The organism is Streptomyces sp. NPDC048191 (assembly GCF_040652655.1).
Taxonomy (GTDB): Bacteria; Actinomycetota; Actinomycetes; order Streptomycetales; family Streptomycetaceae; genus Streptomyces.
Window position 1 is genome coordinate 99,167 of record NZ_JBEZMO010000023.1, and the last position, 26,009, is coordinate 125,175.

Below are 26,009 nucleotides of genomic sequence, written 5' to 3' on the forward strand. Positions count from 1 at the left end.
TCAGCCGTCCGTCACCCGGTACCGGTGCACGGGCGGCAGCCCCGGGAGGAGCCCCGGCCACACGGTGTCCAGGACGTGTGCGCTGGGGGTGAACAGCGGCCGGCCGAGCCGGGGCAGATCGTCGACCTCGTGCCACTCCCAGCGGTGGATCAGCCGGGGCTCGGTGACCACCGGTGTGCCGGTGAAGGAGGCCACCCGGACGGCGGCGGTCACCCGGGGGACGCCGTGCGCGCAGTCCATCAGGACGGCCCGCACCCGTGTCCCTTCCGGGTCGGCCTTCAGGGAGGTCTCCTCCTCCAGCTCCCGGACGGCCGCGGCGGCGAAGTCCTCGTCCGCCTCGTTCTTGCCGCCGGGCAACTCCCAGACACCCCGCACCGACCATCCCAGCAGCACCCGGCCCGCCGCGTCGGTGACGACGACACCGGCGCCGGTCAGGGCGTGCGGGGAGGGGCGGCCCTTGCCGGTGTACGCGGGGGCGCCGGGGGAGGGGCCGCGCAGGACGAGCATCGCCAGGCCGTCGGCGTCGTACCGGGCGGCGGACGTCCAGCCCGCGCGGAGCAGGCCGATCTCCTCCTCGTCCAGGGCGATGGCGCGCCGGTCCTCCGGCACCGCGTCCGCCACCGGTGTGATCACGCACAGCGCCCCGCCGGGACGCAGCCGCTCACGCAGCCGGTTCAGCACACGGGTGCGGTCGCGGACGAAGGCCCAGCAGAGCCGGACGGTGATCAAGTCATAGGCCGGGTGGGGGAGTCGGGCGAGGTCGTCCCGCTCGATGTCCAGGCACCGGTACGTCACGCCGGTCGCGTCGGCCTGCCCGGCCCGCGCGAGCGCTGCCCCGGACCAGTCGACGCCTGCCACCCGGTACCCGGATGCGGCCAGATGACGGGCGAGTTCGCCGAGCCCGCAGCCGACGTCCAGAGCGAGGCCGCCCACGGGTGCCGGGACATGCTCCGCCAGCAGCCGGCGCTCGGCGTCGCCCAGCTCACGGAACCGTCCGCCGCCCGCGTAGTGTGCGTCCCACTCGTCGGGCTTCACGTCTGCCACACCGGGCCTCCTCGGGCTGGTCGTCTCCACGGACTCCGGGATCCTCGCCCGGCGGCGGCCGTCGTACACCGGCGCGCGCGATCTCGACGGCGGCGGCCGCGGAGACGACCATGCACGGGTAGGGGGTTGAAGGGGAAAGGAGCCGGCGGAGATGAGCGCGAGCGACGTGCCCCTGCGGGTGCTGGCGGTCGACGACGAGGAGCCCGCGCTCGAGGAACTGCTGTACCTGCTGGGGCAGGATCCGCGGATCGGCACCGTGATGGCCGCCGCGGGGCCCACCGAGGCGCTGCGCCGGCTCGGCCGGGCCATGGAGGACGGGCCGGACGGCGAGGAGGCCGTCGACGTCGTCTTCCTCGACATCAACATGCCGGGACTCGACGGCCTCGAACTGGCCCGGCTGCTCGGGCACTTCGCCGCCCCGCCGCTGATCGTCTTCGTCACCGCCCACGACGGCTTCGCGGTCCGCGCCTTCGATCTCAAGGCCGTCGACTATCTGCTCAAGCCCCTCCGCGAGGAACGCTTCGCCGAAGCCGTACGCCGGGTCACCGAACTGGTCCGGGCCGGACAGGGGCCCCGCCCGGCCGCGTCCGCCACGCCCGTACCCGGTCCGGCACCCGCCTTCGGCGACCAGATCCCCGTGGAACTGGGTGGGGTGACCCGGTTCGTCCCCATCGCCGACATCGCCTTTGCCGAGGCACACGGCGACTACGTACGGCTGCACACCCGGCACGGCAGCCACCTGGTGCGCGTCGCGCTGTCCACCCTGGAGGAGCAGTGGCGTGCACGGGGGTTCGTGCGCATCCACCGCAGCCGGCTCGTCTCGCTCGGCCGCGTCGAGGAACTCCGCCTGGACGGCGGCAACGTCACCGTGCGGGTCGGCGACCGCGTCCTCGCCGTGAGCCGGCGCAACGCCCGGGAGCTGCGCGACCTGCTCGCCCAGCACGCGGCGGGCAGGGCCCGTTGAGCGGCGGAGGCGGGCCGCGGGTGACGGACCTGTGGCGATTCTCGTCCACCGGCTGTCTCCGCGCCGGGCGGCTGCGTACACTCGCCGCAGCACAAGGTGATCACCGCTGTGTCGGGAGTGCGTCATGGGTGCGGAATCCGTCCCTCGCAGAGAGGTGGTCACCGGACGCCCGCGCCCCTTCGCCGGCCCGTCCGCGCCCCGCCCGGTGCCCGCTCCGCACCCCCAATCGGAGGCCCTGGTAGGCCGCTTGATGCGCCGTCAGCTGCGCACGGGGCTCATCGCCACGGCCCTCCTCGCGGTCGTCCTCGGCCTGCTCCCCGTACTCCTGCGCGCCCTCCCGGCCACCGGCCCGGCGCCCCGCGTCCCCCTGGCCGTCTGGCTCGCCCTGGGCGTGGCACCCTACCCGGCCCTGCTGGCCATCGGCGCCTGGTACGTCCGCCGCGCCGAGCGCAACGAGACCGATGCTGCCGCCGGTGCCCCGCCGGAACGCCCCTGACCATGCGCCCGCCACCCGCCGGAGCCCTCCGGTGAACCAGACGTACGGGATCGTGGGCGTGACGGCCGCGATCCTCGCCACGCTGCTCGTCGGCGCGCTCGGACTGCGCATCTCCCGCACCACCTCCGACTTCTACGTCGCCTCCCGCGGCGTCGCACCCCGCCTCAACGCCTGCGCGGTCAGCGGCGAGTACCTGTCCGCCGCCTCCTTCCTCGGCGTCGCGGGGCTCGTCCTCGCCCAGGGCGTCGACATGCTGTGGTTCCCCATCGGCTACACCGCGGGGTTCCTGGTGCTGCTGGCGTTCGTCGCCGCCCCGCTGCGCCGCTCCGGCGCCTACACCCTGCCCGACTTCGCCGAGGCCCGGCTGGAGTCCAGGGCGGTGCGCCGGATCGCCGGGGTGCTGGTCGTCGGCATCGGCTGGCTGTATCTGCTGCCCCAGCTGCGCGGCGCCGGCCTCACCCTCCGACTGCTCACCGGCGCCCCCGGCTGGCTCGGCGGGCTGGTCGTCGCCGCGGTGGTGACCGGGGCCGTCGCCGCCGGCGGGATGCGCAGCATCACCTTCGTCCAGGCCTTCCAGTACTGGCTGAAACTCACCGCCCTGCTGGTACCGGTGGTGTTCCTGCTGCTCGCCTGGCGCGCCGACCACGCTCCGGCCCCCGCCTGGGACGACCGGCCCGTCTTCCACCGCTCCACCGAGGTGCGTGTCGACCGGCCGCTCACCCTCACCGTGCACGAACCGGTCCGGGTCACCGCCTCCGGAACCGTCGACGGCCGCGCGGTGCACGGGATTTCGCTGCGGCTGGGCGAGGGCCGGCACCGGATCGGCGCGGACACCGCCCTGGGCTTCCCGGCCGGGGCCCGCGTCCCCCTGCCGGACCGCGCCCCCGACCGCGCCACGCCCTCCAGCTGGGCCAAGCCCCTATCCTCGGACCGCGAACAGCACAGCCTGTACTCCACCTACGGGCTGATCCTCGCCACCTTCCTCGGCACCATGGGCCTGCCCCATGTCGTCGTCCGCTTCTACACCAACCCCGACGGCCGCGCCGCCCGCCGCACCACGGTGAGCGTGCTCGGTCTGCTCGGCGCGTTCTACCTGCTCATGCCGCTGTACGGCATCCTCGGCCGCCTGTACGCCCCCGACCTGCTGCTGACCGGTGACACCGACGCGGCGGTCCTCGTCCTGCCGCAACGGCTGGTCGGAGGGGCGGCCGGGGACCTGCTCGGCGCCCTCGTCGCGGGCGGCGCCTGCGCGGCGTTCCTCTCCACGGCCTCCGGACTCACCATGTCCGTCGCCGGTGTCCTCGCCCAGGACGTCCTGCCCACGCTCGGCGTCCGCCACTTCCGGCTCGCCACGCTGCCCGCGATCGCGGTGCCCACGGCGGCGGCCGCGGTGGTCAGCGACCTGCCCGTGGCCGACGCGGTCGGACTCGCCTTCGCCGTCTCCGCGTCCTCGTTCTGTCCGCTGCTCGTCCTCGGCATCTGGTGGCGCGGTCTGACCCCGCCGGGCGCGATCGCCGGGCTGCTCCTGGGCGGCGGCTCGGCGCTCACCGCGGTGACCACCACCATCGTCGGCGGCGCCCGTTCGGGCTGGCTGCACACCCTGCTGGCCTGGCCCGCGGTGTGGTCCGTACCCGTGGGCTTCACGGCGATGATCCTGATCTCCCTGGCCACCCGCGCCCGCGTCCCACCGGGCACCGCCGCCACCATGGCCCGCCTGCACCTGCCCGAACCGCCCCCCGTCCCCCGCACCGGACCGGCCACGACCTGACCGAGGAGCCACCGTGCCCACGACCAGCACACCCCCGGACCACACGCGATCCCCTTGGCCGACCGGCCGGACCGAGTGGAGCGCGATCACCCCGCCGAACGACCAACTGCCGCTTGCCGGGGGCGAGTCGGTCCACGGCGTGCGGGATGCGGACGTAGGGCCGGCGGGCGTCGAGCGGCTGGTGGAGGCCTCGGCTCGGGTGATGTCGCGTGCCGGGGCACAGGAGCGTGTGGGCTGTGGTGTTGCCCGGTCGGTGGTGTGTGCGAGGCGGTCGTGACGTGCGCCGGGGTCTTCCGGGTGGGGGAGGTGGCGGTGTCGTGGGGCGGGGGGTGAGGGCGGGGGACGGTCGTGCGGCCCCGGTGACCGCGGGGCCCGGCTTGCGCGGTGGCGACTCCGTCCGGAGCAGCGCCCGTGTGCCGGCCCTTCGCCTGGGCCGGGGGCCTTCCGCGTGGGCCGGCCGGGCGGCCGGCGGCGCCTGCGGCCATGTCGGCGCCGGCCCGGACCGGCGTCGCCCATGACCGTCCTCGGCACAGCTGCCCTCGCCCTGGTCGCGCTCGCGCTGTTCGTGCTCGGGGCCGCCCTGGGGCATGGTGCGGCGCGGCGGCAGCAGCAGCACTCCGCCGACAGCGACGGGTCGCGGGCGCTCGCCCATGCCCTGCACACCGCCGCGCTCGCCGCGGCACCCCTGCGCGCCGGACTCTCCCCGGACACCGCCCGCAAGGCGGCCCGCAGACTGCGCCCCCTGCTCGGCGTCCCCGCCCTCGCCGTCACCGACGACACCTCCGTGCTCGCCTGGGACGGTCCCGCCGAACACCACCGCGCGGAGGTGACGGCACAGCTCTCCCCTCTGCCCCGTGCCCGGACCTTCCCGCTGTCCTGCGACGATGACGGCTGCCCCGCCCGCTGGGCCGCCCTGGTGCCGCTCACGACGGACGGCACGCCCCTCGGCGCTCTCGCCGTGTGCGCCGCCGCCGAATCCACGGCCCTGCTCCGGGCCACCGAGGAGGCGGCCCGCCGGCTCTCCGTGGAACTCGAACTCGCCGGACTCGACCGGGCCCGCACCAGCGCCCACGAGGCCGAGGTCCGGGCCCTGCGCGCCCAGATCTCCCCGCACTTCATCTACAACTCCCTCGCCAGCATCGCCTCCTTCGTCCGCACCGACCCCGAACGCGCCCGTGAACTCCTCCAGGAATTCGCCGACTTCACCCGCTACTCGTTCCGCCGCGACGGCGATTTCACCACCCTGGCCGAGGAACTGCGCTCCATCGAGCAGTACCTGGAACTCGCCCGCGCCCGCTTCGGCCGCCGTCTCCGCGTCACCCTGCGCATCGCCCCCGAGGTGCTCCCGGTGACGCTGCCCTTCCTCTGCCTGCAGCCCCTCGTCGAGAACGCCCTCAAACACGGCCTGGAGGAGTCCGTGGAGCGCATCGGCGTCACGATCATCGCCGAGGACGAGGGCACCGAGGCCCGGGTCGTCATCGAGGACGACGGCATCGGCATGGAACCGGAACGCCTGCGCGCGATCCTGCGCGGCACGGCCGGCCCCGCCACCGGCATCGGCCTGAGCAACGTCGACCGCCGGCTGCGCCAGGTCTACGGCGACGACCACGGCCTGGTCATCGAGACGGGCGTCGGGGCGGGCACGAAGATCACGCTCCGCGTCCCGAAGTTCCGCCCGGGCATCCAGGCCCCACCACCCTGACCCCGGCCGTCAGCCATCGGCCGGCGGCGCCGCACGGCCCGTGGGCTGCCAGGGGAAGCGGGGTCTCCACCCGTGGTCGGAGGCAGGTGGAGAGCTCTCCATCGACCCGTGGGTGGTGGTGATCCACTGTCTGCGCGGAGCACCCTTGGGGCATGGGCACCCTCCACTCGGCTCTCGTAGCGATCACCGTCGTCTGCATGGTCGTCTTCGTCGCGGCCTGGATCGCGGGCGCCGTCTACTTCGGCGTGAAGAGCGAGAGAGGCGCGCGCGGCTGGGCGCGCGGACTGCGGCGCACGCTGCCGCGCCGGCTGCTGCTGGTCGCGGGCGCCTACGTGTTCTCGGTCCTGCTCGACCACACCCGTGGCTTCTGGAGTCACCTGCGGTACTGGCAGCCCGAGCTGGCGGTGGCGGGCGCCCTGCTCGCCGTGGCGTCGACGGGCCTGCTGCTGTGGGCCCGCTGGGTCCTGGGCACGATGTGGGCCAGCGTCCCGACGGTCCAGGAACACCATGAGCTGCGCACGGACGGGCCCTACCGGCTGGTCCGCCACCCCATCTACACCGGACTGCTCGGCTTGGTCATCGGCGCCATGCTGGCCTGCGGCTTCGGTGTCTGGACGGCCGTGCTCGTGGTCGCCGTGCCCTGGCTGCTGCGGCGGGTCCGCGTCGAGGACGCTCTGATGGCCGAGCGGTTCGGCGTCTCGTACGAGGCCTACCGCGCCGATGTCCCGGCACTGGTCCCCCGAATACGCCCCGCCCCCGCCAGTCCGGGCCCGCGCTCTGCCGGGAGCGGCTGGGGACCGAGGCGCTGACGGCGCACGGCGCCGATCCCCGCCGGGCGCCGGGTTCGCGGCCGCGTCGTGATGGCCGTCGCGGGCGCCATCGCCATGTGCCGCGCGCCGAGCGCAGCACGGAGCCGCTCGACCGGGTCGCCCGGCGAATGGGAACGCCGATCGCCGGCACACTCGGCCACAGCAGGTCCGGGCGCGGGCGGTGGCCGTCCCCATGACGCCCCGACCGGTGGTGGCATGATGATCGTCGACATGGGCGACGGCGGTCCGAGGAAGCCGGTGCGAGTCCGGCGCGGTCCCGCCACTGTGACCGGTGAGCGAGTCCCGGCAGGCCACCGCCCCCGACCGGGGTGGGAAGGCGGGGCGAGCGACGACCCGGGAGCCAGGAGACTCACGCGGTCGCCTCCTCGACGGACACCGGGGCGGATCTCCCCGGGAGGGGAGTGACGCGGCGTGCCCGAGCGGACGACGGCAGAGGCGGCGGACGAGCCCGGGGCGGGCAGCGGTGCGGCACCGTGCCGGGTCGTCGTGTGCCGGGACTGCTGCTGCGGCAGCCCCAAGGTGACCGGGGTCGACCACGCGGCGCAGACCGCACGCCTGCGGGCGGAGGTACCGGTGCGCGTCTCCGACTGCCTCGACGTGTGCGACCAGGCCAACGTCATCGTCGTACAGCCGTCCGCGGTGGGCCGGGCCGCCGGTGCGCGGCCGGTCTGGCTCGGGCTCGTCAACGATCCGGACGCGACCGAGGACATCGTCACCTGGGTGCGCTCCGGCGGCCCCGGCGTGGCTCCGCTCCCGGACATCCTCGACCTGTACGCGTTCACTCCACCTCGGCGCCGGGCGGATCCCCGCTGACCCCCGGCGGCCGCGGCCACCACGGCGGGCACGCCATCGAGAAGGATCGTCCGATACCCGTCTGTCCACCCCGTCCTGGAAGGAACCAACGAGATCATGTGCTTCATCGTGGCCCGCGGCCTGACGGAGGCGTCCGGATGACCGGCACCGACGACCCCGTCCTGTTCCACACCGCAGGCCGGGCCGCCCACATCACCCTCAACCGGCCCCGGGCCCTTAACGCCCTCACGCACGCCATGGTGCGCCGCATCGACGAGGCCCTCACCGCGTGGGAGCACGACCCGGCCGTGGAGACCGTCGTCATCACCGGTGCGGGGGAGCGCGGCCTGTGCGCCGGCGGCGACATCCGCGCCGTCCACGACGACGCCCGCGACGGCGACGGCACCGCCTCGGCCGCGTTCTGGCGCGACGAGTACCACCTCAACGCCCGTATCGCCCGCTACCCCAAGCCGTACGTCGCCGTCATGGACGGCATCGTGATGGGCGGCGGGGTCGGCGTCTCCGCGCACGCCAGCGTCCGTATCGTCACCGAACGCTCGCGGATCGCGATGCCCGAGACCGGTATCGGCTTCGTCCCCGACGTGGGCGGCACCCATCTCCTCGGCCTCGCCCCGGGCGAACTCGGCACCCACCTCGCCCTGACGGGAGCCCAGATCGGCGCCGCCGACGCCCTGTTGTGCGGACTCGCCGACCACTGCGTACCGTCCGCAGCCCTCGGCTCCCTCGTCGACGACCTGGCCGAGCTGCCCGTACCGGACGCCCTCGCGCGACACGTACGGCCGCCGTCCCCAGGGGAGTTGACCGCCCGACGGGAGTGGATCGACCCCTGTTACGCCGCCGACACCGTGGAGGGGATCGTCCACCGGCTGTTCGCCCACGGCGGCCCCGACGCCAAGGAGGCGGCCGAGACCCTGCTCGCCAAGTCGCCCACCGCGCTGAAGGTCACCCTGGCCGCGATCCGCCGCGCACGGCGCCTCGGGTCTCTGGAGCGGGTCCTCGACCAGGAGTACCGCGTCTCGTGCGCCGCTCTGAGCTCACCCGACCTGGTGGAGGGCGTCCGCGCCCAGATCATCGACAAGGACCGGTGTCCGCGTTGGTCCCCGGCGACGCTCGCCGAGGTCACCGACGCGGACGTGGCACGCTTCTTCGCCCCGCTCGGCGACCGTGAACTGGGACTCGCCGGGCCCGGTTCCGCCGCGGAGGCGGCATGGTGAACGCCCCCTGGTGCGCGCGCAGTTCGCCACCCGCCGGAACCGGGGCATGAGCGTCCGTACCGCCGGGCGGCCGCCGGAATCGCGCCACGGCCGACCCACTGGCCCGTACCGTCCCGCCTGGTGGGAGAGGAAGATCACGTCGGGCGGAGGCGGTCTTGGCCATGCGTGCGTCACGCGGTACGGTCGGTCCGATATCGACGACGGCGAAACGGAAGCCGGTGGGAATCCGGCACGGTCGCGCCACTGTATGCGGGACCCTCAGGGGGCCGTGAGTCAGACCCGTGGCCGTCGTCCTGTGCACCACCGAGATGGGACGCGAACTCCCGAGGAGGTCCTGCCATGGCGCAGACCGTCGCCCAGCCGACAGCCACCACCCCCGTCGTTCCCGCCAAGCTGCCGCTGAAGGCGATCGCTCCCTGGGCGGTCTTCTTCGGCGTCCTGATGCTGGTCCTGCTCTACTTCGTCGGCGCCGAGCAGGGCGCCACCTCCGTGGTCAACGGCACGGGCGTCCACGAGTGGGTGCACGACGCCCGCCATCTGCTCGGCTTCCCCTGCCACTGACGCGAGGGACGCCGCACCCCCATGAACTCCGCAACCGTACGGAACCTCCTCGTACGGGGCATGCTCGCCGGCCTCGCGGCAGGCGTGCTCGCCCTGGTCGTGGCGTACGTCCTCGGTGAGCCGAGCGTCGACAAGGCGATCGGCTTCGAGCAGGCCCACTCGCACGAGCACGAGATGGAAGTCGTCTCCCGCTCCCTGCAGTCCACCGCCGGCCTCGCCACCGGAGTCCTCGTCTACGGGGTCGCCTTCGGCGGCATCGCCGCACTCGCCTTCTGCTTCGCCCTCGGCCGCGTGGGCCGCTTCGGTCCGCGCGCGACGGCGCTGCTGCTGTCGGGCTGCGCCCTCCTCGCCGTGTACGTCGTGCCGTTCCTGAAGTACCCGGCCAATCCTCCCTCGATCGGCAACGCCGACACCATCGGCAAGCGGACCACCCTGTACTTCCTGATGATGCTGCTCAGCGTCCTGCTGGCGGTCGCCGCCACCATCCTCGGCAAGCGCCTGGCGCCGAGCCTCGGCACCTGGTGGGCGACGGTGGCCGCGGTGGCCGCGTTCGTCGTCGTGATCGGCCTGGCGTACCAGTTCCTGCCCGTCGTCAACGAGGTGCCCCAGGGCTTCCCGGCCACCCTGCTGTGGCGGTTCCGGCTGTCGGCACTGGCGATCCAGACCGTTCTGTGGGGCGGATTCGGCCTGGTCTTCGGCGAGTTGGCCGAGAGGCTGCTCAATCCCAGGCCGGCGACGGCCGGGAGCGGGAGAGCCGTTCCGGCCGCGCGCTGAACCCTTCCCGACAACAGAGGGCCCTTCGGAACCGACCGGGGCCCTCTGACGTTCTCCGGCCGCCGATGCGCGGGGATTCCCGGCAGAACAGGAAGCGGGTGGCGCATCGCCCTCGGTGGGCGCGAGGCGCCCGCCCTCACTCCGGAGGAACACAGGCAACCGGGCGCCGCCCGACGGCAGGCCGAGCGCACCGAACGGCTCCCGCACGAGCGGGAGGCTCTGACAGCCGCCAAGGGGACGCCTGCCCGGGACACCCCCACAGGCCGCCGACGCCTGCCCGTACCGCGCCATCACGGCGCGGCCGTGCCGGCACCGGGACCGGCGCCGTGAACCGCGGGCCGTCGGCGCCTACTCGGCCTCCAACGCGCCCGGCGGACGCCCCAGACGCAGATTCCAGCGCCCGGCCCGGCCACTGAGCTCCGTCAAGGACAGCGGCGGCACGTCCAGGCGCCAGAAGAGCGATGCGGGCATGCCCAGGGCGTCGACGACCGCCGCCCGTACCACCTCCGGCTCGACCACCGCGAGCGTACGACCCTCCAGGCCCTGAGCGTCCACCAGCCACCGCCCGACCCGCGCGCACAGGTCCCGCACGGACTCACCCCCGTGCGGCGCGCAGCCGGGGTCGGTGAGCCAGCGCCCCACCGCCTCCGGCTCGGCCGCCCCCACCTCCTCCAGGGTGCGTCCCCGCCAGCGCCCCACATCAAGACCCGCCAGCTCCGGCACCGGCACCGCGTCGAGGCCCAGCGCCGCGGCCGTCTCCCGGCAGCGCACGCCGGAGGACATGAGGACACGGACGGCGGACGGCAGCGACCCGGCCACCGACCGGGCCCGTGCCGCGCCGGCGTCGTCGATCGAGCCGCCGTCGTCGAAGCGGGCCTGCCGCAACGCCACGCTCATGGCGGGAGAGACGAAAAGGACTCGGCTGGTCACGCGGTGACTCCCGGTGCTGTCGTGGGCGCCGTCGGCGGGTCGCCGTCCCCCGCCGCACGCCACCCCGACCGGATCCGCCCACCCGCGTGCGAACATAGCAGGCCCACCGACCCGTCTCCCGGGACGGCCCCGGCACGGAAATCAGTCGCCCAGGTCCACGACGACGTGGAAGTGTGCTGAGGTGACTGACTTCAGCATCCTTGGTGAACGCGCGGAATGGCAGCGGGACTTCGAACGGCGGCTGCACGCCTCGTACACGGCGGTCGGGCTCGACGCGGCCGCGGCGGAACGCATGGTCGACAGCGCGCGCGACGGCATCGACGACTGGACCGTCGCCGAGATCACGGACGGCGGGACCCGGGTGGGACACGTCGCCGTGGCCGTGGCCGACGACAAGGGGACGCCCGCGGGCCGTATCGGCGACCTGCACGTCGACGCGTCCCACGCCGGCCGGGGGCACGAGCAGGCAGCACGGGACTGGGCCGAGACATGGTGCGCGCAGCGCGGCGCGACGCGGCTGGACATACGGCTCACCGAGCCCGCCGGCGAACTGTTCGACGGTTACGCCGTCCGCGCCCAGCTCAGGACGCGGCGCGTCGGCTCCCTGCCGGAACCACTCGACGGCGTCACCGCACGGCCGATGGCACAGGCCGAGTATCCCGCTTGGCTCGCCGCCGAGAAGGCCGCCTACACCGACGACATCATCCGGTCGGGAGTCCTCGGTCCCGAGGAGGCGGAACGCAAGTCCGACCGCGACTTCGCGAAGCTGATTACCGACGGCCTGGCGACGCCCGACAACACGTTCCTGGTGCTCGAGGCGGCGGGGGAGCGGATCGGCACCGGCTGGCTGAAGCACGGGTTCCTGCCGGGGGTCACCTACGGCTACTCGCTGCACGTCGAGGAGCGGCACCGCGGCAAAGGATACGGGCGGGCCGCGATGGCGGTCGGCGAACGGGCGACCCTGGCAGCCGGCGACTCGGTACTGATGTTCACGGTGTGGGGCGGCAACGAGGTGGCGATGAACCTGTACACCGGCGTGGGCTACCGGGTGATCGAGGAAAACCGTTCCATCGACCTTCCCCGCCCGGCGGCCCGACCCGACCCGCGCCGGCACCCATGAGCGACGGCCGCCTTGGCGCGCCCACGAGCGACGGGGCCGCCGCCGTGCCCGCACCGGCGGCGAGCACCGGTCGGCGGCTCGGGCCGCCGGGACCGTCGGCGCCGGGTGGACCGTCGTGCACCGGGGCATGCTGAACTACTCGTGCCCCGTGAGGTATTGGTCAGCTTGTCCAGGCGCGCCACCGGCGGGGCCGCTCGCCGGCTACAGCGTCACGTCCCCGCACAAGTGGACCTCGACGCCCAGCTCGGCGAAGAGGGCGGCCTTGGCGCGCAGCGCCTTGTCGGCCGTGGCCGCGTCCGGGGCGTAGGCCACGTTCAGGTGGTTGGCGCGGTGGCGGGCCATGAACTGGTCGCGGCTCACGCCGTGCAGTACCGCGTGCATGATCGGCCACTGCGGGGTGGTGGCCGCCAGCCGGCGCCGGGTCTCCTCCTCCGGCAGCTCGATCGCCGTGGCCCGGCCGAGGTCGACGTGCAGCCGGCCGTCCATCAGGAAGACCCGCGACCAGACGATCTCGCCGGGCTTGGAGACGCCGCTGAGCGTGCCGCCGCCGAGCGGGAAGTACATCGGGGGCTGCCGCATGCTGTACGACTTGTGGTAGCCGCCGTTGTGGGAGGCGGGCACCGAGCCGGAGATCTCGAAGACCCACACGAACCGGCCGTCGTACTCCTCGCCCCAGCGGATGTCGTGCAGCGTGGTGGCCGGGTCGAGGCCCATGGCCGTCCAGATGCGGTTCGTGACCAGGGAGTCGACGGCGACCCCCTCGTCCACCTCGTTGAAGTGCGGCAGCGGCGCGCCGGCGTACAGCTCGCGGGCGCCGTCACGGCTGAACACCGGCGGGCGCTGGACGTTGTTGAGCAGCCCCTCGGCGAGGTCGCTGGCCGGGACGGTGTCCTTCAGGCCCTGCTGGTACTGGATGCCGACCGCGTCGAGCCCGAAGTCGTCGGCGATGCGCAGCGCGGCTATGTACATCTTGAACTGGCTGAGCAACTGGGCGTCGGTGAGCTCGGTGGCCTCGTCGGTGCCGGTGTGGAACCGCATGCCGGCGTGGTCGAGCCAGGCACGGACCGCCTGCGCCTCCTCGTCGGTGACCTTGTTCATCTCGGCGACCAGGGCACTCTGCGACAGCCGCTCCTTGTAGATGCCGAGCGGGTTGAGGAACTCGTCGTCGATGATGGCGTTGTACATGCCCATGCAGCCCTCGTCGAAGACGCCGATGATCGCCTTCTCCTCGCGCAGCTGCCGGGCGAGGGCCACGCCGAGTTCGGTCTCGGGGTCCTCGGGCAGGGGCGGCAACGGCCGGACGTGGCCGGTGTCGTGGGTGAGGGTGCCGGTCTCCAGCCAGGTGCGCAGGCCCTCGCGGGCCCACTCGTCCGTGAAGTCGGCGCTCCACAGCACGGAGTACTCGCGCCCGGCCTTGGTCAGGCTGCCGGCGAGGTTCAACAGGCCCACAAGGCCGGGGAATTCGCCGCTCCAGTTGGCCACCACCAGGATCGGGCCCCGGTGGTCGCGCAGCCCGGCCAGGATGTGGTGGCTGTACTGCCAGACGCCCTCCACGACGATCAGCGGCGCGTCCTTCGGCAGGGTCTTGAACACCTCGATGCCGGCGCGCTGACTGTCGATGAAGCCGTGTCCCTTGGCCGCGTCGAAGGGGTGGCCGCGGCGGACCTGCCGGCCGAGGTCGGTCAGTGCGGCGGTGAGGTCCTTCTCCAGCTTCTCCTGGGTCGGCCAGCAGGTGATGTTGGCGGCGGGGCGCAGGTCACCGCTGGCCACGGTGTAGACGGTGTGCGGCTCGGCGGGGGCCGGCCGGCTGGGCACGGGCAGGGTGTACGTGGTCATGCGATCTCCGTTGGTGTGCGTGTGACGGCCACCCGCCGGTCGACAGAGTCAGGTGGTGGGTGGGCAGGGGGGATGGGCCAAGGGGCTCCGCCCCTTGGCCTGGACGCGGAGGGGCTCAGCGCTCCTGCAGCGGCGCCAGCGCGTGAACGGTCGCTGAGGTCTCCCGGTACAGCCGCCGGTACAGGCGGTACAGCTCGTCGTAGCGCCGCCGGTGCTCCGCGCGCGGTGTCACCGTCCGCCGCACCGGGTTCCAGTCGTCGATGCCGGCGTCCCCGAGGAGCTGCGCCGCGAGCAGCGCGCCGCCGTAACTGGCGCCGATGGTGGTGGTGCGCACCTCCTGCGGCCGGCCGGTGATGTCGGAGACGATCTGGGTCCACAGGGCGCCCTGGGTGCCGCCGCCGACGGCGACCACGCGGCGGATGTCGCCGCCCGCCTCCTCGATGACCTCGATGTTGTGGCGTACCCCGAACCCGGTGGCCTCCAGCGCGGCGCGGTAGAGGTCGCCGCGGGTGTGGGACAGCGTGAGCCCGGCGATCACCCCGCGGGCGTCCGGGTCCATGATCGGCGTGCGCTCGCCGGAGAAGTAGGGGAGCATCAACAGCCCGCCCGCGCCGGGCCCCGACTCGGCGGCCAGGCGGGTCAGTTCGGCGTGGTCGCCGGCGGCGAACAGATCGCGCAGCCAGTTGGTGACCGCACCGGAGGTGGCCATGCCGCCGGCCAGGTTGCGGGTGCCGGGCAGTGCGCCGACCGTGCCCCACAGCGACGGGCTGGTGAGCGGCTTGGGCACGGTGTGGATCAGGAACATGGTCGTGCCATACATGAGCATCAGGTCACCGGTGTGCTGCGCACCGACGCTGAGGGCCTCGGCCCAGGCGTCGATGGTGCCGGTGGTGACGGGGATCCCGGCGGGCAGGCCCGTCGCGGCGGCGGCCTCGGCCGTGACCGTGCCGGCCGCCTCGCCGGACCAGCGCAGCGGCGGCAGTTCGATGCCGGGGGCCACCTCAGCGGCCCAGGGGCCGAACCACTCGCCCGCGAGTGTGTCGTACAGCGGGGTGCACTGGCTGGCCGAGTGGTGGTCCAGCACATAGGCGCCGGTGAGCCTGCGGACCAGCCAGGAGCTGGGCATGTACAGCCGCCGGGCCCGGGCGTACCGCTCGGGTTCCTCCTCGGCGACCCAGGCGATCTTCGGCCCGGCGGCCTGGGTGGTGAGCGCGGAGCCGCCCCGGCGGATGACCTCCTCGGCGCCGAGCCGTTCCTCGATCCGGCGGATCTGGCGGACCGAGCGGGTGTCGACGCCGTAGAGGATCGCGGGGCGCAGCGGTGTGTCGTGCTCGTCGGTGAGCAGCACGCAGGGGCCCATGCCGCTGACCCCGACGGCGAGCACGGCGGTGTCGTGCGCCGCGGTCAACTCCGAAGCGAGCTCGGTGAATTCGCGCCACCACACGGAGGCGTCCATTTCGAAGCGGCCGGGGCCCGGCCTGCTCGGGGTGTGCTCCCGCACGGCCGAGCGGATCAGGGTGCCGTCGAGACCGACGAGGACCCCCTTGCTGCTCGATGTGCCGATGTCCACACCGATGACTGCGTTGCGAGGCATGACGAGCACGCTGGCAGAAATCGATTTCAGCGTCAAGAGGCCGCGCGGCAGGGAGCTTTCCGGCTGAACAGAGCGGCACAGTACGGATATACCGGTCAGCGTGCAGTCGATGGAGTGCGCTGGGATCTCACCCCTTGACACCCCCTGGGGTCGGCCCTACTTTTCGCTGAAATGGATTTCACAGGGTCGCGCGGCCCGGTTCCGGGCCCGCCCCGCACCCACCCATGAAGGCACACATCACGATGACGACCTTTGGACTCGACGGCATCTCCCGCGGGAGCCGTGCCGTGAGCCGTTCCATCAGCGCCGAGAACCTCACCGGGGCCAGGTCCGGCGGCGGCCGGGCCACCGAGGGCACCGGAGCGGTCGCGGCGAGCAGGCTGGGGCCGGGCTGGAAGATCTCCCCGAGCATCGACATCGCCGCGGGCGACACCGCGGTGCTCGCCGACATCGAGGGGCCGGGCACCGTCCGCCACCTGTGGTGCACCACCGACCCGCACACCGCCTGGCGGGGCACCCTGCTCCGGATGTACTGGGAGGACGAGGCGGATCCGGCCGTGGAGGTCCCGCTCGGCGACTTCTTCTGCAACGGCTGGAACACCTTCAGCCAGGTGTCGTCCGTGCCCGTCGCCGCCAACCCCAACGGCGGCTTCAACGCGTACTGGCCCATGCCGTTCCGCCGCCGCGCACGCGTCACCCTGGAGAACCTGACCGCCGAGAAGGTCACCCTCTACTACCAGGTCGACTACGAGCTGGACGAGGTCGCCGACGACGCCACCTACTTCCACGCGCAGTGGCGGCGCAGCCACCCGGTGCCCTGCGGCGAGGTGCACACCCTGCTCGACGGGGTCACCGGAGCCGGCAGCTATGTCGGCACCTACCTCGCCTGGGGCGTCAACAGCCCCGGCTGGTGGGGCGAGGGCGAGTTCAAGTTCTACCTCGACGGCGACGAGGAGTTCCCGACGATCTGCGGCACCGGCACCGAGGACTACTTCGGCGGCGCCTGGAACTTCGACGTCCCCGGGCAGGGCTACACCCCCTACACCACCCCCTACCTGGGCCTGAACCAGGTCCTGCGCCCCGACGGGCTCTACCGCAGCCAGCAGCGGTTCGGGATGTACCGCTGGCACATCCTCGACCCCGTCCGCTTCTCCGAGAACCTGCGCGTCACCGTCCAGAGCCTCGGCATCGGCCCCGGCCAGGGCAACGGTCTGCCGCACCGCTACCGGCACACCAGCGACGACATCGCCAGCACCTCGCTCTTCTACCTGGACGCCCCCGGTCCGGCCGCCCGCCCCACCACGCCGGACCTGCTGACCCTCGAGGTCGACTGACCGGCACCCCTCTTCTCCGTCCGCCACCCCCCGCTCTTCATTCGGCCCATCCGACTCCGACAGGAGCGCACGCATGCTCCAGCACGGCAACGACGCCGGGCGCCCGGCCACCACGTCACGCCGCCGCTTCCTCACCGCTGCGGCGGGCACCGGCGCGGCCCTCGCCTCCCCGGCCCTGCTCACCGGTTGCGGCACGGCACAGGCGAAGGGGGGCAACCTCCAGTTCTGGAACTTCTACGGCCCCCAGCGCTCGCCCGACCCTGCGGTCAACGCCCAGTCCAAGTGGTTCGTGGACATGGTCGCCGCCTGGAACCGCACCCACAAGCAGCGGATCGACCTCGTCTACCTGCCCCAGCCCACCTACCTCAACGGCTTCAAGCTCCCGTCCGCCTTCGCCACCGGCGAGGGCCCCGACATCTTCCTGCTGTCGCCCGGCGACTTCCTGCGCTACTACAACGGCGGTGTCCTCGCCGACCTCTCCCCGCACATGGACCAGGCCGCCATCGACGACTACGGCTCCGCACTCGACAGCCGCAAGGTCGGCGGCAAGGTCTACGCCCTCCCCATGGAGATCGAGCCCCTGGCCATGTTCTACGCCCAGGACGTGTGGGAGAAGGCCGGCCTGTCCGAGGCCGACATCCCCGCCACCTGGGACCAGATGCTCGACATCGGCGACAAGCTGCGCACCAGGACCCGGGCGGGTTTGGTCTTCGAGACCCAGCCCGGCTACTACCAGAACTTCACCTGGTACCCGTGGATGTGGCAGGGCGGCGGCGACGTCATGGACCACCGGGGCGAGGTCGTCTTCGACTCCAGGGCCACCCGCCAGGCCCTCGCGCTGTGGCAGGACGCCGTACGCCACGGCATCGCCCCGCGCACCGTGCCCGCCGCCGACGATGTGATCGGCGGCTTCAAGGGCGGCAACGTCGCCATGTGGCAGCAGGGCATCTGGAACGTCTCCAGCTTCAAGGCGTTCGCGCCCAAGTACCGCTACGGCGTCTTCAAACTGCCCGTCCCGCCGGGCGGCAAGTACGTCACCACGCTCGGCGGCTGGTCCTTCTGTGCCAACGCCCAGGGCCGCAACCCCGAGGCGGCGGCCGAGTTCTGCGTCTGGGCGCTCGGCTCCATGAAGGACGACTCGATCAACCGGATGGTCGACTGGTGCGTCGGCGCCAAGTCCGACGTGGCGCCGCGCGCCAGCGCCCTGGAGCGGGGCGCCGCCAAGGGCGGCTACGACTCCGAGATCATGAAGAAGTTCAAGGACGAGATCTTCCCGGGCGGGCGCGCCGAGCCGCGTTACCCGCCGGTCGTCTACAAGGCGGTCTCCGACGCCATCCAGGGCACCATGCTCGCCGGCCGCGGGGTCGCCGGCGAGGCGGAGAGAGCCGCCCGGTCCATCGCTGCCTACACCAACAGCTACAAGGGGGCGAGCCTGATATGAGCAGCGTCGCCGCACCACAGGGCCGGCGGACCGCCGTCCCGGCACCGGCACCCGCCTCCGCGAAGGCGCCGGGACTCAGCCGCAGGCACCGCGAATGGCTGGCCGCGGGCCTCTTCCTCGCCCCCGACGTGCTCGGGCTCCTCGTCTTCGTCGCGATCCCGATGGTGCTCTCCATCGCGCTGAGCTTCTTCCAGGTCAGTGGCTTCGGCTCGTACCAGTGGATCGGGCTCGGCAACTACCGGCGGATGATGCACGACCCGCTGTTCTGGGACTCGATGAAGATCACCGGCGAGTACGTCGTGATCCTCGTCCCCGTCCTGTTCTGCGTGAGCCTCGGCCTCGGCCTGTTGGTGAAGCAGAAGCTGCCCGGCGTCGGCGTCTACCGCACCGCTCTCTTCCTGCCGTACGTGATCAGCCTCGTGGTGGTCGGCGTGCTGTGGAAGTTCCTGCTCGACGAGCAGACGGGCGCGGTCAACCGGGCCATGCGGGCCGCCGGTCTCGACGGCAGGTCCTGGCTCGGCAGCCCCTCGCTGGCCCTCGGCTGTGTCATCGCCGTCATGGTCTGGGTGATGATGGGCTACTACATGATCATCTTCCTGGCGGGACTGCAGGAGATCCCCAAGGAGTTCTACGAGGCGGCGAAGCTGGACGGCGCGGGACCGTGGACCACCTTCCGCACCATCACCTGGCCGCTGCTGCGCCCCACCAGCTTCTTCGTCCTGCTGATGTCGACGGTCGCCGCCGTCACCGGAGGCCTCGACCTGATCTTCGTCCTGACCAACGGCGGCCCCGCCAACGGCACTTCCCTGGCGATCTTCTACATCTACCAGCAGGCCTTCGGATTCGGCGAGTTCGGCTACGCGTCGGCCATGGGCTCGTTCCTGGTGCTGATCATGCTCGTGATCTCCGCCGTCATCTTCAAGTTCACGAGAGGCGGGAGGTTCGACGATGGCGAGTGACGCCCTGACGACCCGGACGGGCCGGCGCCGGCCGCTCTCCAAGCGCGCGGGACTCACGGCCCTGGCCGTCGTCCTCTCCCTGGTCAGCGTCTTCCCGGTGCTGTGGATGGTCATGTCGTCCTTCAAGACCCGGGCCACCGTCACCGACGGAAGCCTGATCCCGAAGGACTTCACCTTCGACAACTTCGTCTATGTCTTCACCGAAGTGCCCTTCGCCCGCTACCTCTGGAACAGCTTCTTCATCTCCGCGGTGATCACCGTGGCGGCGCTGTTCTTCCACTCCATGGCCGCCTACGCGCTCGCGCGGCTGCGCTTCCCGGGCCGGGAGAAGCTCTTCGGCGCGATCTTCGCCACCCTGCTGGTCACGGCCCCGGTCGTGCTGATCCCGCTGTTCCTGGTCGCCCGTGAGCTGGGCCTGCTCAACAGCTACGCCGGCCTGATCGTCCCGGCCGTCTTCAACGCCTTCGGGATCTTCCTGCTGCGCCAGTTCTACCTGGGGATGCCCAGGGAACTGGAGGAGGCGGCGATCGTCGACGGCTGCGGCCACTGGCGGGTGTACTGGAACATCGTCCTGCCGATGTCCCGGCCCATCCTCTCGGCCCTGGCGATCTTCTTCTTCCTCGCCAACTGGAACGCCTTCGTCTGGCCGCTGGTCGCCACCAACGACCAGTCCCTGACGGTGGTCCAGCTCGGCATCGCCTCGTTCCAGAACCAGTACACCTCCAACTGGAACTACATCCTGGCGGCGGCCACGGTCGCGGCACTGCCCATGCTGGTGCTGTTCTTCGTCTTCCAGCGGCAGATCGTGGAGTCGGTCAAGACGTCCGGACTGAAGTAGCTCCGGGCCGTGGGCCCGGGCGTGCGGCGGTGAAGGGCCCACGAAAAGGGCGCGGTACCGGTCACCCGACCGGTACCGCGCCCTTCGTGTGCCGGGCCGGTTCACGGCCCGGCGGTGCTCTCGCGCACCTGGAGCCTGGTGCGCAGCACCACGGTCTGCAGCGGCGACGGCCTGCCCTCGATGCGCTGTAGCAGCAGATCGGCAGCGGTCCGGCCCAGCTCGTACGAGGGCAGCTCCACGGTGGTCAGGGACGGCCGCAGCAGCGACGCCCACGGCACGTCACCGAACGACAGCACACCGAGGGACGGGGGAGTGCGCCCGACCTCGCGCAGCGCGTCCAGGACACCGATCGTCATGAGGTTGTTGGCGACGAACACGGCGTCCGGCGGCTCGGAGAGCGCCAGCAGCTCGCGCATCGCGGCCCGGCCGCCCTCGACCCGGAAGTCGGCGTGCCGTACGTAGGCGTCGGCGTCCGGGGTGGTCTCGCGCGCGGAGTTGAGCGCCATGCGATACCCGGCCAGGCGCTCCTCGGAGGTGGAGGCGCCCCGCGGACCGGTGATGCAGGCGATCCTGCGGTAGCCGGCCTGCAGCAGATGACGGGTGGCCACCTCGCCGCCGTGGACGTTGTCCACCTGCACCGCGTCCACCTCGGCCGCGTGCGGCCGGCGGTCCACGGCCACCACCGGCACGCTCCGGGCGAGCAGCGGCGCCAGGTCCGTCTCGTCCTGCGAGGCCGCGGCGACGATCACCCCCGCCATCTGCTCGCCGAGGGCGACCTCCAGATACCGGCGTTCCTTGTCGGTGTCCTCGTCGGAGTTGCACAGCACGACCGAGAAGCTGGTGCGCTGCGCGGCGTCCTCGACCCCGCGGGCGAGCGACGTGAAGAACGGGTTCTCGATGTCCGGGATGATCAGGGCGATCACGCTGGAGCGCTGCTTGCGCAGCGACCGGGCCACCCGGTTGGGCGCGAAGCCGAGGGCCGCGGCGGCCTGCTGGACGGACAGGACGCGTTCCGGCGTGACGTTGCCGCCGTTGAAGACGCGCGAGACCGTCGCCGGGGACACCCCGGCGGCTCGCGCCACGTCATGGATCGTCACCACCTGAGTGCGCATCCTTTCAGCCGTGGTTGACCCCACCCTACCCTGCGTCTGAAAAGGATTTCACCCCTGAATTGAGCCGACTCGACAACCAAGAACGGCTTGGCGGGGCCCGCCCCGGCTAGCCGGAGACGGCCTTCGCCCAGCCCTCGTTGACCGTCTTCCTCGCCCTCTCCAGTTGCGCGTCCGTCGGGAACTGCGGTGTTCCCTCCACCGTCGGCAGTCGTGCGGCGGCGGCCTCGTCGAGGGTGCCGTCCTTCCGCATGGCGTCCATGAGCACCGGGCGGGCGTAGGCGCGCAGCCGGAGGTTCTGGCCCTCTGGGCTGAAGAGGTACTCCTGCCAGAGGCGGGCGGCCGCCGGGTGCGGGGCGTTCTTGTTGACCGCCAGCGCGAAGTACTGGGCGAAGCTGCCGTCGAAGGGGATCGCGACCTGCCAGTTCACCCCCTTGCCGCGAAGCTGGTCGGCGTAGTGGAGGTTGATGTAGTCCCAGTTGATGCTGATGGGGGTCCGGCCGTCCGCGACCGTCGCCGAGGTGGAACTGAGCGGGTTGAAGTTGCCGATCCTGTGGAGTTGGGCGAAGAAGTCGAGACCGGGCTGGATGTTGTCGAACGACCCGTTGTTCGCCAGCGCGGCCGCGTAGACACTGTCGAAGGCGGTGGCCGACCGGCGCGGGTCGCCTTCGAGCGCGACCTTGCCCTTGTAGCGGGGCTTCAGCAGATCGGTGAAGGTCTCCGGACAGGGACTGACCCGGTTGGCGTCGCAGCCGATGGAGATGTAGCCCCCGTAGTTGTTGGACCAGCGGGCCTGGGCGTCCTTCTGGGTGTCGGGGATCGAGTCGTAGGCGGCCACCTTGTACGGCGCGAGCAGGTTCTGCGCCGCGGCTTTGCGCGCGAACGTATCGCCCACGTCGATCACGTCCGGCGCCGTGGGCCCGTTGCCCCGCTTCCTCAGGGCGTCGATCTCGTCCTCGCTGTGGCCCAGCGGATCCTCGTCCGTGACCCTGATCCCGTACTTCTTCTGGAAGCCGTTGATCAGGCCGCCGTAGTTGGCCCAGTCACGCGGCAGCGCGATCGTCCTGAGTGCGCCCTCCTGTTTCGCCGCGTCGATCAGCGCGTGCATGCCGCCGACGTTTCCGGCGGACGTGGCCACCGACGGTTTCGTGAGCTTGGCGGGCGACGGGTGTTCGCATGCGCTCAGGCCCAGTGCCACGAGAGCGGTGCAGCCGAAGACCGCCGCTGCTCGGGCACACGGTGTAGTCACGGCTGCTCCCGGATGTGGGGGGAACCAGGCGGTCACCTCGACGGGCTGCCGGCAGCACCGTCGGGTCCGGAGCCGCGGGCCTTCCGCCGCGCCTCCCGGCTTCCTCGGGTCCACTGCGCCGACGAAGTGGTCATCGAGGCCAGGGTACCCGGCTGTCTCCGGGGCGGAATGTCGTCCGGGAGGGCTGCGATCAGCGTCTTTCCGCGGCAGTACGCGGCTTCCGCACGCCCGGCCCCGGCCGCGCCCCTGCCGGTGGGCTCCGTGCCCGCCGAGAGGGGGGCAGGACGTACCCGTTCGGCTCACATCTCCGTGTCGTCCCATTGGCCGAGCAGGATCTCGCCGAGTCCTTCGGCCTCCGGCGTGGCGCCGTGGTGCAGGGACTGTTCGGCCCAGATGACCTTGCCGGTGGGCGTGTAGCGGGTGCCCCAGCGTTCGGCGAAGCGTGCGACCAGGAAGAGCCCGCGGCCGCCCTCGTCGGTGACCTTCGCCCGGCGCAGCCGCGGCGAGGTGCTGCTGCCGTCGGAGACCTCGATGATCAGGGTGCCCGCGGCGGTGCCGCTGCTCGGCATCGTGCGGAGCAGCCGGACGGCGATGGGCTCGGCGCCGTAGCGGACGGCGTTGGTGATGAGCTCGCTGAGGATGAGTTCGGCGGTGAAGACGACCTCCTCCAGCCCCCACTCCGTCAGTCGGCGGGCGCAGGCGGCGCGCACCGGGGCCACCGCGGCCGGGTCACGGGCGACGTCCCACTCCGCGCACTCCTCCGGCCCGAGCCGGCGCGTACGGGCCACCAGCAGCGCGATGTCGTCCCTGGGGCGGTCGGACAGCATGGCCGCCATCACCGTCGCGCAGGTGGCCTCCGGTGTGCGGGCGGGCCCTGTCAGGGCATCACGCAGCGCCCGCAGCCCGGCGTCCAGGTCCCGGGTGCGGTCCTCGATCAGCCCGTCGGTGTACAGCACCAGCCGGGAACCCTCGGGCACGACGAGCTCGGCGGTCTCGACGGGCAGTCCGGCGCCGAGGCCCAGGGGCGGGGAGACGGGCAGCTCGGGGAATTCGACGGTCCCGTCGGGCCGCACCACCGCCGGTCCCGGATGGCCGGCCGTCGCGATGGCCAGCCGCCCGGAGGTGGGGTCGTAGACCGCGTACTGGCAGGTCGCGCCGGTGACCGCCGCCTGTCCGTCCTCGGCGGCGGCGGCCTCCTCGGCGTCGATCTGCGCCACCAGCTCGTCCAGCCGGCCCAGCAGCTCCTCCACGGGCATGTCCAGGCCGGCGAAGTTGTGCACGGCGGTGCGCAGCCGGCCCATGGTCGCCGCTGCGTGCAGCCCGTGGCCGACGACATCGCCCACGACCAGTGCCACCCGGGTGCCGGACAGCGGGATGACGTCGAACCAGTCCCCGCCCACCCCGGCCTGGGCCGGCAGGTAGCGGTAGGCCACGTCGAGGGCGGACTGCTCGGGCAGCGCGCGGGGCAGCAGGCTGTGCTGCAGGGTGACGGCCATGGTGTGTTCGCGGGTGTAGCGGCGGGCGTTGTCGATGCACACCGCCGCCCGGGCCGCCAACTCCTCGGCGAAGGAGACGTCCTCGTCCTCGAACGCCGGGGATCCCTGCGCGCGCCAGAAGTCGACCACTCCGAGCACCACGCCCCGGGCTCGCAGGGGAACCGCGAGCATGGAGTGGATGCCGTGAGCGAGGATCCGCCGGGCACGTTCGGGTTCCTGGGCCTGCCAGGTGTCGGAGGCGTTCAGGTCCCGGATCAGGACCGGCCGGCCCTCGGCCAGCGCCGTGGAGACGGGGTGGGCCGGGACGAACCGGATCAGCTCGCGCACGTGGTGGAGGGGATGGTCCGCATCGAGACCGGCGACGGCGCTGCGGCGCAGCTCGGTGATCCCGGCGGTCGCGGCGGAGGACTCCTCGCCGCGCAGGACCGGGTCCAGCAGATCGACGGTGACGACGTCGGCGAACCGGACCACCGCCACCTGGGCCAGCTCCTCGGCCGTGTGCTTCACATCGAGCGCGGTGCCGATGCGCAGCCCGGCGTCGTAGAGCGACTGCAACCGTTCGCGCGCCATCTCCGCCCGGCCGGTGATGGCCATCAGCTCGGTGGTGTCCCGGAGCGTCACCACGCTGCCGACCGGTCCGTGCGGTGCGGTGAGCCGCTTGCTGACCGCGAGCAGCCGGTCGGCCGCCAGGTAGACCTCGTCGGTGGCGGGGCGGTCGGAGGCCAGCAGCCCGGCGAGGCCCTCGTCCAGTCCCAGCTCGGCGATGTCGCGTCCCTCCGCGTCCGCCGGCAGGTCCAGGAGCCGTCGTGCCTCGTCGTTGGCCAGCAGCAGCCGGCTGTCCCCGCCGACGATCAGCACCCCTTCCCGCACCGCGTGCAGCACCGCGTCGTGGTGCTCGTACATCCGGGTCATCTCCGCCGCCCCCAGGCCATGGGTCTGCCGCCGCAACCGCCGGCTCACCAGGCCCGCCCCTCCCGCGGCGACGACCAGGGCTACGGCCGCGCCGCCGAAGAGGACCGGCAGCTGGCGGTTCACCCGGTGCTGCACCCTCTCGACCGTGACGGGCACGGAGACGATGGCGAGGACCGAGCCGTCGGGGCCCTTGACCGGAACCGCCGAGACCACGGAGAGCCCCAGGGAGCCCTTGAACGTGCTGGTGAAGGGCTTGCCGCTGGCCGCCTCCGCGTACGGCCCGATGACGCGCTTCCCGATCTGGTGCGGGTCGCTGTGGGTGAGGGTGATCCCGTTCAGCCCGTACACGATGATGGCGTCGACGCCCGCGGCCTTGCGGGCCGCCTCGGCGTGCGGCTGCAGCACCACGCTCGGGTGCGCGCTCTTCAGTGCCGCCACGATGCCCGGCGAGTGCGCGAACGTCTGTGCCGTGGCGAGCGTCCGGTGCCGGGCGTCCGCCATGACGTCGCGCTGAGCCTGCACCACGAGCGCCACCAGGGCGGCGGCGACGAGCAGCAGTACGACCGCGAGCTGGAGCAGGAAGACCTGGCCGGCGAGGCTGTGCACGTTCAGCAGCGAGCCCGAGCGCCATGCTCTTCCCCCCGGACGGGGCCGACCGGGCCGACGGGTCCGCGCGGACGCGTCAGACGCGTCCTGCCCGGATCGACCCGAATCTTCGCTCATATTCCCTTTCTATCGTTTCTGGGTGCCCGACCACGAAGCGACCGCGACGGACCGGCCCGTACGGGGGCACGACGGTCCCCCGCCGACCGGGCCGGCCTGCCGGGCCCGTGTGACGGGCGCTCATCCCGCGCCGGGCGTGGCGGCCCCCTCGGCCGTCCCGCTGCCCGGGTGGCGTGCACGCCGTACGAGGCAGACCGCCGTGACGACCAGGCACCTCACGGCAAGCACCCCATAGGGCTCGACGTGCTGGTGGTGCGACCACCTGCTGGAGCGGTTGGGCCGGCCTGCGCCGGCACCCCGGA

Annotated in this window: 21 protein-coding genes, 1 pseudogene and 2 riboswitches; of the genes and pseudogenes, 15 read left to right on the forward strand and 7 right to left on the reverse strand. The window is 72.5% G+C overall.

Annotated features, from left to right (window positions below; all coding sequences use genetic code 11):
* A complete protein-coding gene (locus AB0D93_RS30310; RefSeq protein WP_362125998.1) occupies positions 1-1,044 on the reverse strand; it encodes an NUDIX domain-containing protein in 1,044 nt (347 codons plus the stop codon).
* Positions 1,045-1,195: 151 nt separating this feature from the next.
* Between AB0D93_RS30310 and AB0D93_RS30315 the strand changes: the two genes are divergently transcribed.
* The 10 genes and pseudogenes from AB0D93_RS30315 (at position 1,196) to AB0D93_RS30360 (ending at position 10,166) form a co-directional block, all read left to right on the forward strand.
* Entirely contained in the window at positions 1,196-2,008 is an 813-nt protein-coding gene (locus AB0D93_RS30315; protein WP_362126001.1) for a LytTR family DNA-binding domain-containing protein, read from the forward strand.
* Positions 2,009-2,258: 250 nt separating this feature from the next.
* The gene (locus AB0D93_RS30320; protein ID WP_362126004.1) at positions 2,259-2,504 is read left to right on the forward strand and encodes a hypothetical protein; all 246 of its coding nucleotides are present in this window, start codon (positions 2,259-2,261) and stop codon (positions 2,502-2,504) included.
* 31 nt (positions 2,505-2,535) lie between these two features.
* A complete protein-coding gene (locus tag AB0D93_RS30325) occupies positions 2,536-4,272 on the forward strand; it encodes a cation acetate symporter (RefSeq protein WP_362126007.1) in 1,737 nt (578 codons plus the stop codon).
* 514 nt (positions 4,273-4,786) lie between these two features.
* Positions 4,787-5,974, forward strand: a complete 1,188-nt coding sequence (locus tag AB0D93_RS30330; RefSeq protein ID WP_362126009.1) for a histidine kinase — start codon at positions 4,787-4,789, stop codon at positions 5,972-5,974.
* Between the two features lie 152 nt (positions 5,975-6,126).
* The gene (locus tag AB0D93_RS30335; protein WP_362126012.1) at positions 6,127-6,783 is read left to right on the forward strand and encodes an isoprenylcysteine carboxylmethyltransferase family protein; all 657 of its coding nucleotides are present in this window, start codon (positions 6,127-6,129) and stop codon (positions 6,781-6,783) included.
* Between the two features lie 248 nt (positions 6,784-7,031).
* A riboswitch (cobalamin riboswitch) is annotated at positions 7,032-7,155 on the forward strand.
* A 60-nt stretch (positions 7,156-7,215) separates the two neighbouring features.
* On the forward strand, positions 7,216-7,617 hold the full coding sequence (locus AB0D93_RS30340) for a (2Fe-2S) ferredoxin domain-containing protein (RefSeq protein ID WP_362126015.1): 402 nt from the start codon (positions 7,216-7,218) through the stop codon (positions 7,615-7,617).
* A 5-nt stretch (positions 7,618-7,622) separates the two neighbouring features.
* Positions 7,623-7,758 (forward strand): annotated as a pseudogene (locus tag AB0D93_RS30345) (acyl-CoA dehydrogenase); the annotation flags it as partial.
* Positions 7,755-8,831, forward strand: coding sequence for an enoyl-CoA hydratase/isomerase family protein (locus tag AB0D93_RS30350; protein WP_362126018.1), 1,077 nt, complete (start codon positions 7,755-7,757; stop codon positions 8,829-8,831). The pseudogene AB0D93_RS30345 and the gene AB0D93_RS30350, both read left to right, overlap by 4 nt.
* 167 nt (positions 8,832-8,998) lie before the next feature.
* Positions 8,999-9,136, forward strand: a riboswitch (cobalamin riboswitch).
* Between the two features lie 34 nt (positions 9,137-9,170).
* Entirely contained in the window at positions 9,171-9,392 is a 222-nt protein-coding gene (locus tag AB0D93_RS30355) for a CbtB-domain containing protein (RefSeq protein WP_362126021.1), read from the forward strand.
* Between the two features lie 21 nt (positions 9,393-9,413).
* On the forward strand, positions 9,414-10,166 hold the full coding sequence (locus tag AB0D93_RS30360; protein ID WP_362126024.1) for a CbtA family protein: 753 nt from the start codon (positions 9,414-9,416) through the stop codon (positions 10,164-10,166).
* Positions 10,167-10,514: 348 nt separating this feature from the next.
* Here AB0D93_RS30360 and AB0D93_RS30365 read toward each other — a convergent pair whose 3' ends face one another.
* A complete protein-coding gene (locus AB0D93_RS30365; RefSeq protein WP_362126026.1) occupies positions 10,515-11,096 on the reverse strand; it encodes a histidine phosphatase family protein in 582 nt (193 codons plus the stop codon).
* A gap of 181 nt (positions 11,097-11,277) precedes the next feature.
* On the opposite strand from AB0D93_RS30365, the gene AB0D93_RS30370 reads away from it, so the two are divergent.
* Complete coding sequence (locus AB0D93_RS30370; RefSeq protein WP_362126029.1) at positions 11,278-12,216, forward strand: GNAT family N-acetyltransferase; 939 nt, start codon at positions 11,278-11,280, stop codon at positions 12,214-12,216.
* Between the two features lie 201 nt (positions 12,217-12,417).
* Here the strand turns inward: AB0D93_RS30370 and AB0D93_RS30375 are convergent, their stop codons facing one another.
* Both AB0D93_RS30375 and AB0D93_RS30380 read right to left on the reverse strand, forming a co-directional pair.
* On the reverse strand, positions 12,418-14,052 hold the full coding sequence (locus AB0D93_RS30375; RefSeq protein WP_362126032.1) for a fucose isomerase: 1,635 nt from the start codon (positions 14,050-14,052) through the stop codon (positions 12,418-12,420).
* A 115-nt stretch (positions 14,053-14,167) separates the two neighbouring features.
* Positions 14,168-15,646, reverse strand: coding sequence for an FGGY family carbohydrate kinase (locus tag AB0D93_RS30380; protein WP_362126035.1), 1,479 nt, complete (start codon positions 15,644-15,646; stop codon positions 14,168-14,170).
* Between the two features lie 287 nt (positions 15,647-15,933).
* Here AB0D93_RS30380 and AB0D93_RS30385 point away from each other — a divergent pair, with 287 nt between their 5' ends.
* The 4 genes from AB0D93_RS30385 to AB0D93_RS30400 all read left to right on the forward strand — a co-directional run bounded on the left by AB0D93_RS30385 (position 15,934) and on the right by AB0D93_RS30400 (position 20,218).
* A complete protein-coding gene (locus AB0D93_RS30385) occupies positions 15,934-16,980 on the forward strand; it encodes a glycoside hydrolase family 172 protein (protein WP_362126038.1) in 1,047 nt (348 codons plus the stop codon).
* A gap of 73 nt (positions 16,981-17,053) precedes the next feature.
* Entirely contained in the window at positions 17,054-18,421 is a 1,368-nt protein-coding gene (locus AB0D93_RS30390; protein WP_362126040.1) for a sugar ABC transporter substrate-binding protein, read from the forward strand.
* Complete coding sequence (locus tag AB0D93_RS30395) at positions 18,418-19,380, forward strand: sugar ABC transporter permease (RefSeq protein WP_362126043.1); 963 nt, start codon at positions 18,418-18,420, stop codon at positions 19,378-19,380. The genes AB0D93_RS30390 and AB0D93_RS30395 overlap by 4 nt, the downstream gene beginning before the upstream one ends.
* Positions 19,370-20,218, forward strand: a complete 849-nt coding sequence (locus tag AB0D93_RS30400; RefSeq protein WP_362126046.1) for a carbohydrate ABC transporter permease — start codon at positions 19,370-19,372, stop codon at positions 20,216-20,218. Before AB0D93_RS30395 ends, AB0D93_RS30400 begins: the two co-directional genes overlap by 11 nt.
* Positions 20,219-20,319: 101 nt before the next feature.
* On the opposite strand, the gene AB0D93_RS30405 is transcribed toward AB0D93_RS30400, so the two are convergent.
* The 3 genes from AB0D93_RS30405 to AB0D93_RS30415 all read right to left on the reverse strand — a co-directional run bounded on the left by AB0D93_RS30405 (position 20,320) and on the right by AB0D93_RS30415 (position 25,590).
* Positions 20,320-21,318: a LacI family DNA-binding transcriptional regulator gene (locus AB0D93_RS30405; RefSeq protein WP_362126049.1), complete on the reverse strand. Its 999-nt coding sequence runs from the start codon at positions 21,316-21,318 to the stop codon at positions 20,320-20,322.
* Between the two features lie 118 nt (positions 21,319-21,436).
* The gene (locus tag AB0D93_RS30410) at positions 21,437-22,519 is read right to left on the reverse strand and encodes an extracellular solute-binding protein (RefSeq protein WP_362126091.1); all 1,083 of its coding nucleotides are present in this window, start codon (positions 22,517-22,519) and stop codon (positions 21,437-21,439) included.
* A gap of 356 nt (positions 22,520-22,875) precedes the next feature.
* Positions 22,876-25,590, reverse strand: coding sequence for a SpoIIE family protein phosphatase (locus AB0D93_RS30415; RefSeq protein WP_362126052.1), 2,715 nt, complete (start codon positions 25,588-25,590; stop codon positions 22,876-22,878).
* Between the last annotated feature and the right edge of the window lie 419 nt (positions 25,591-26,009).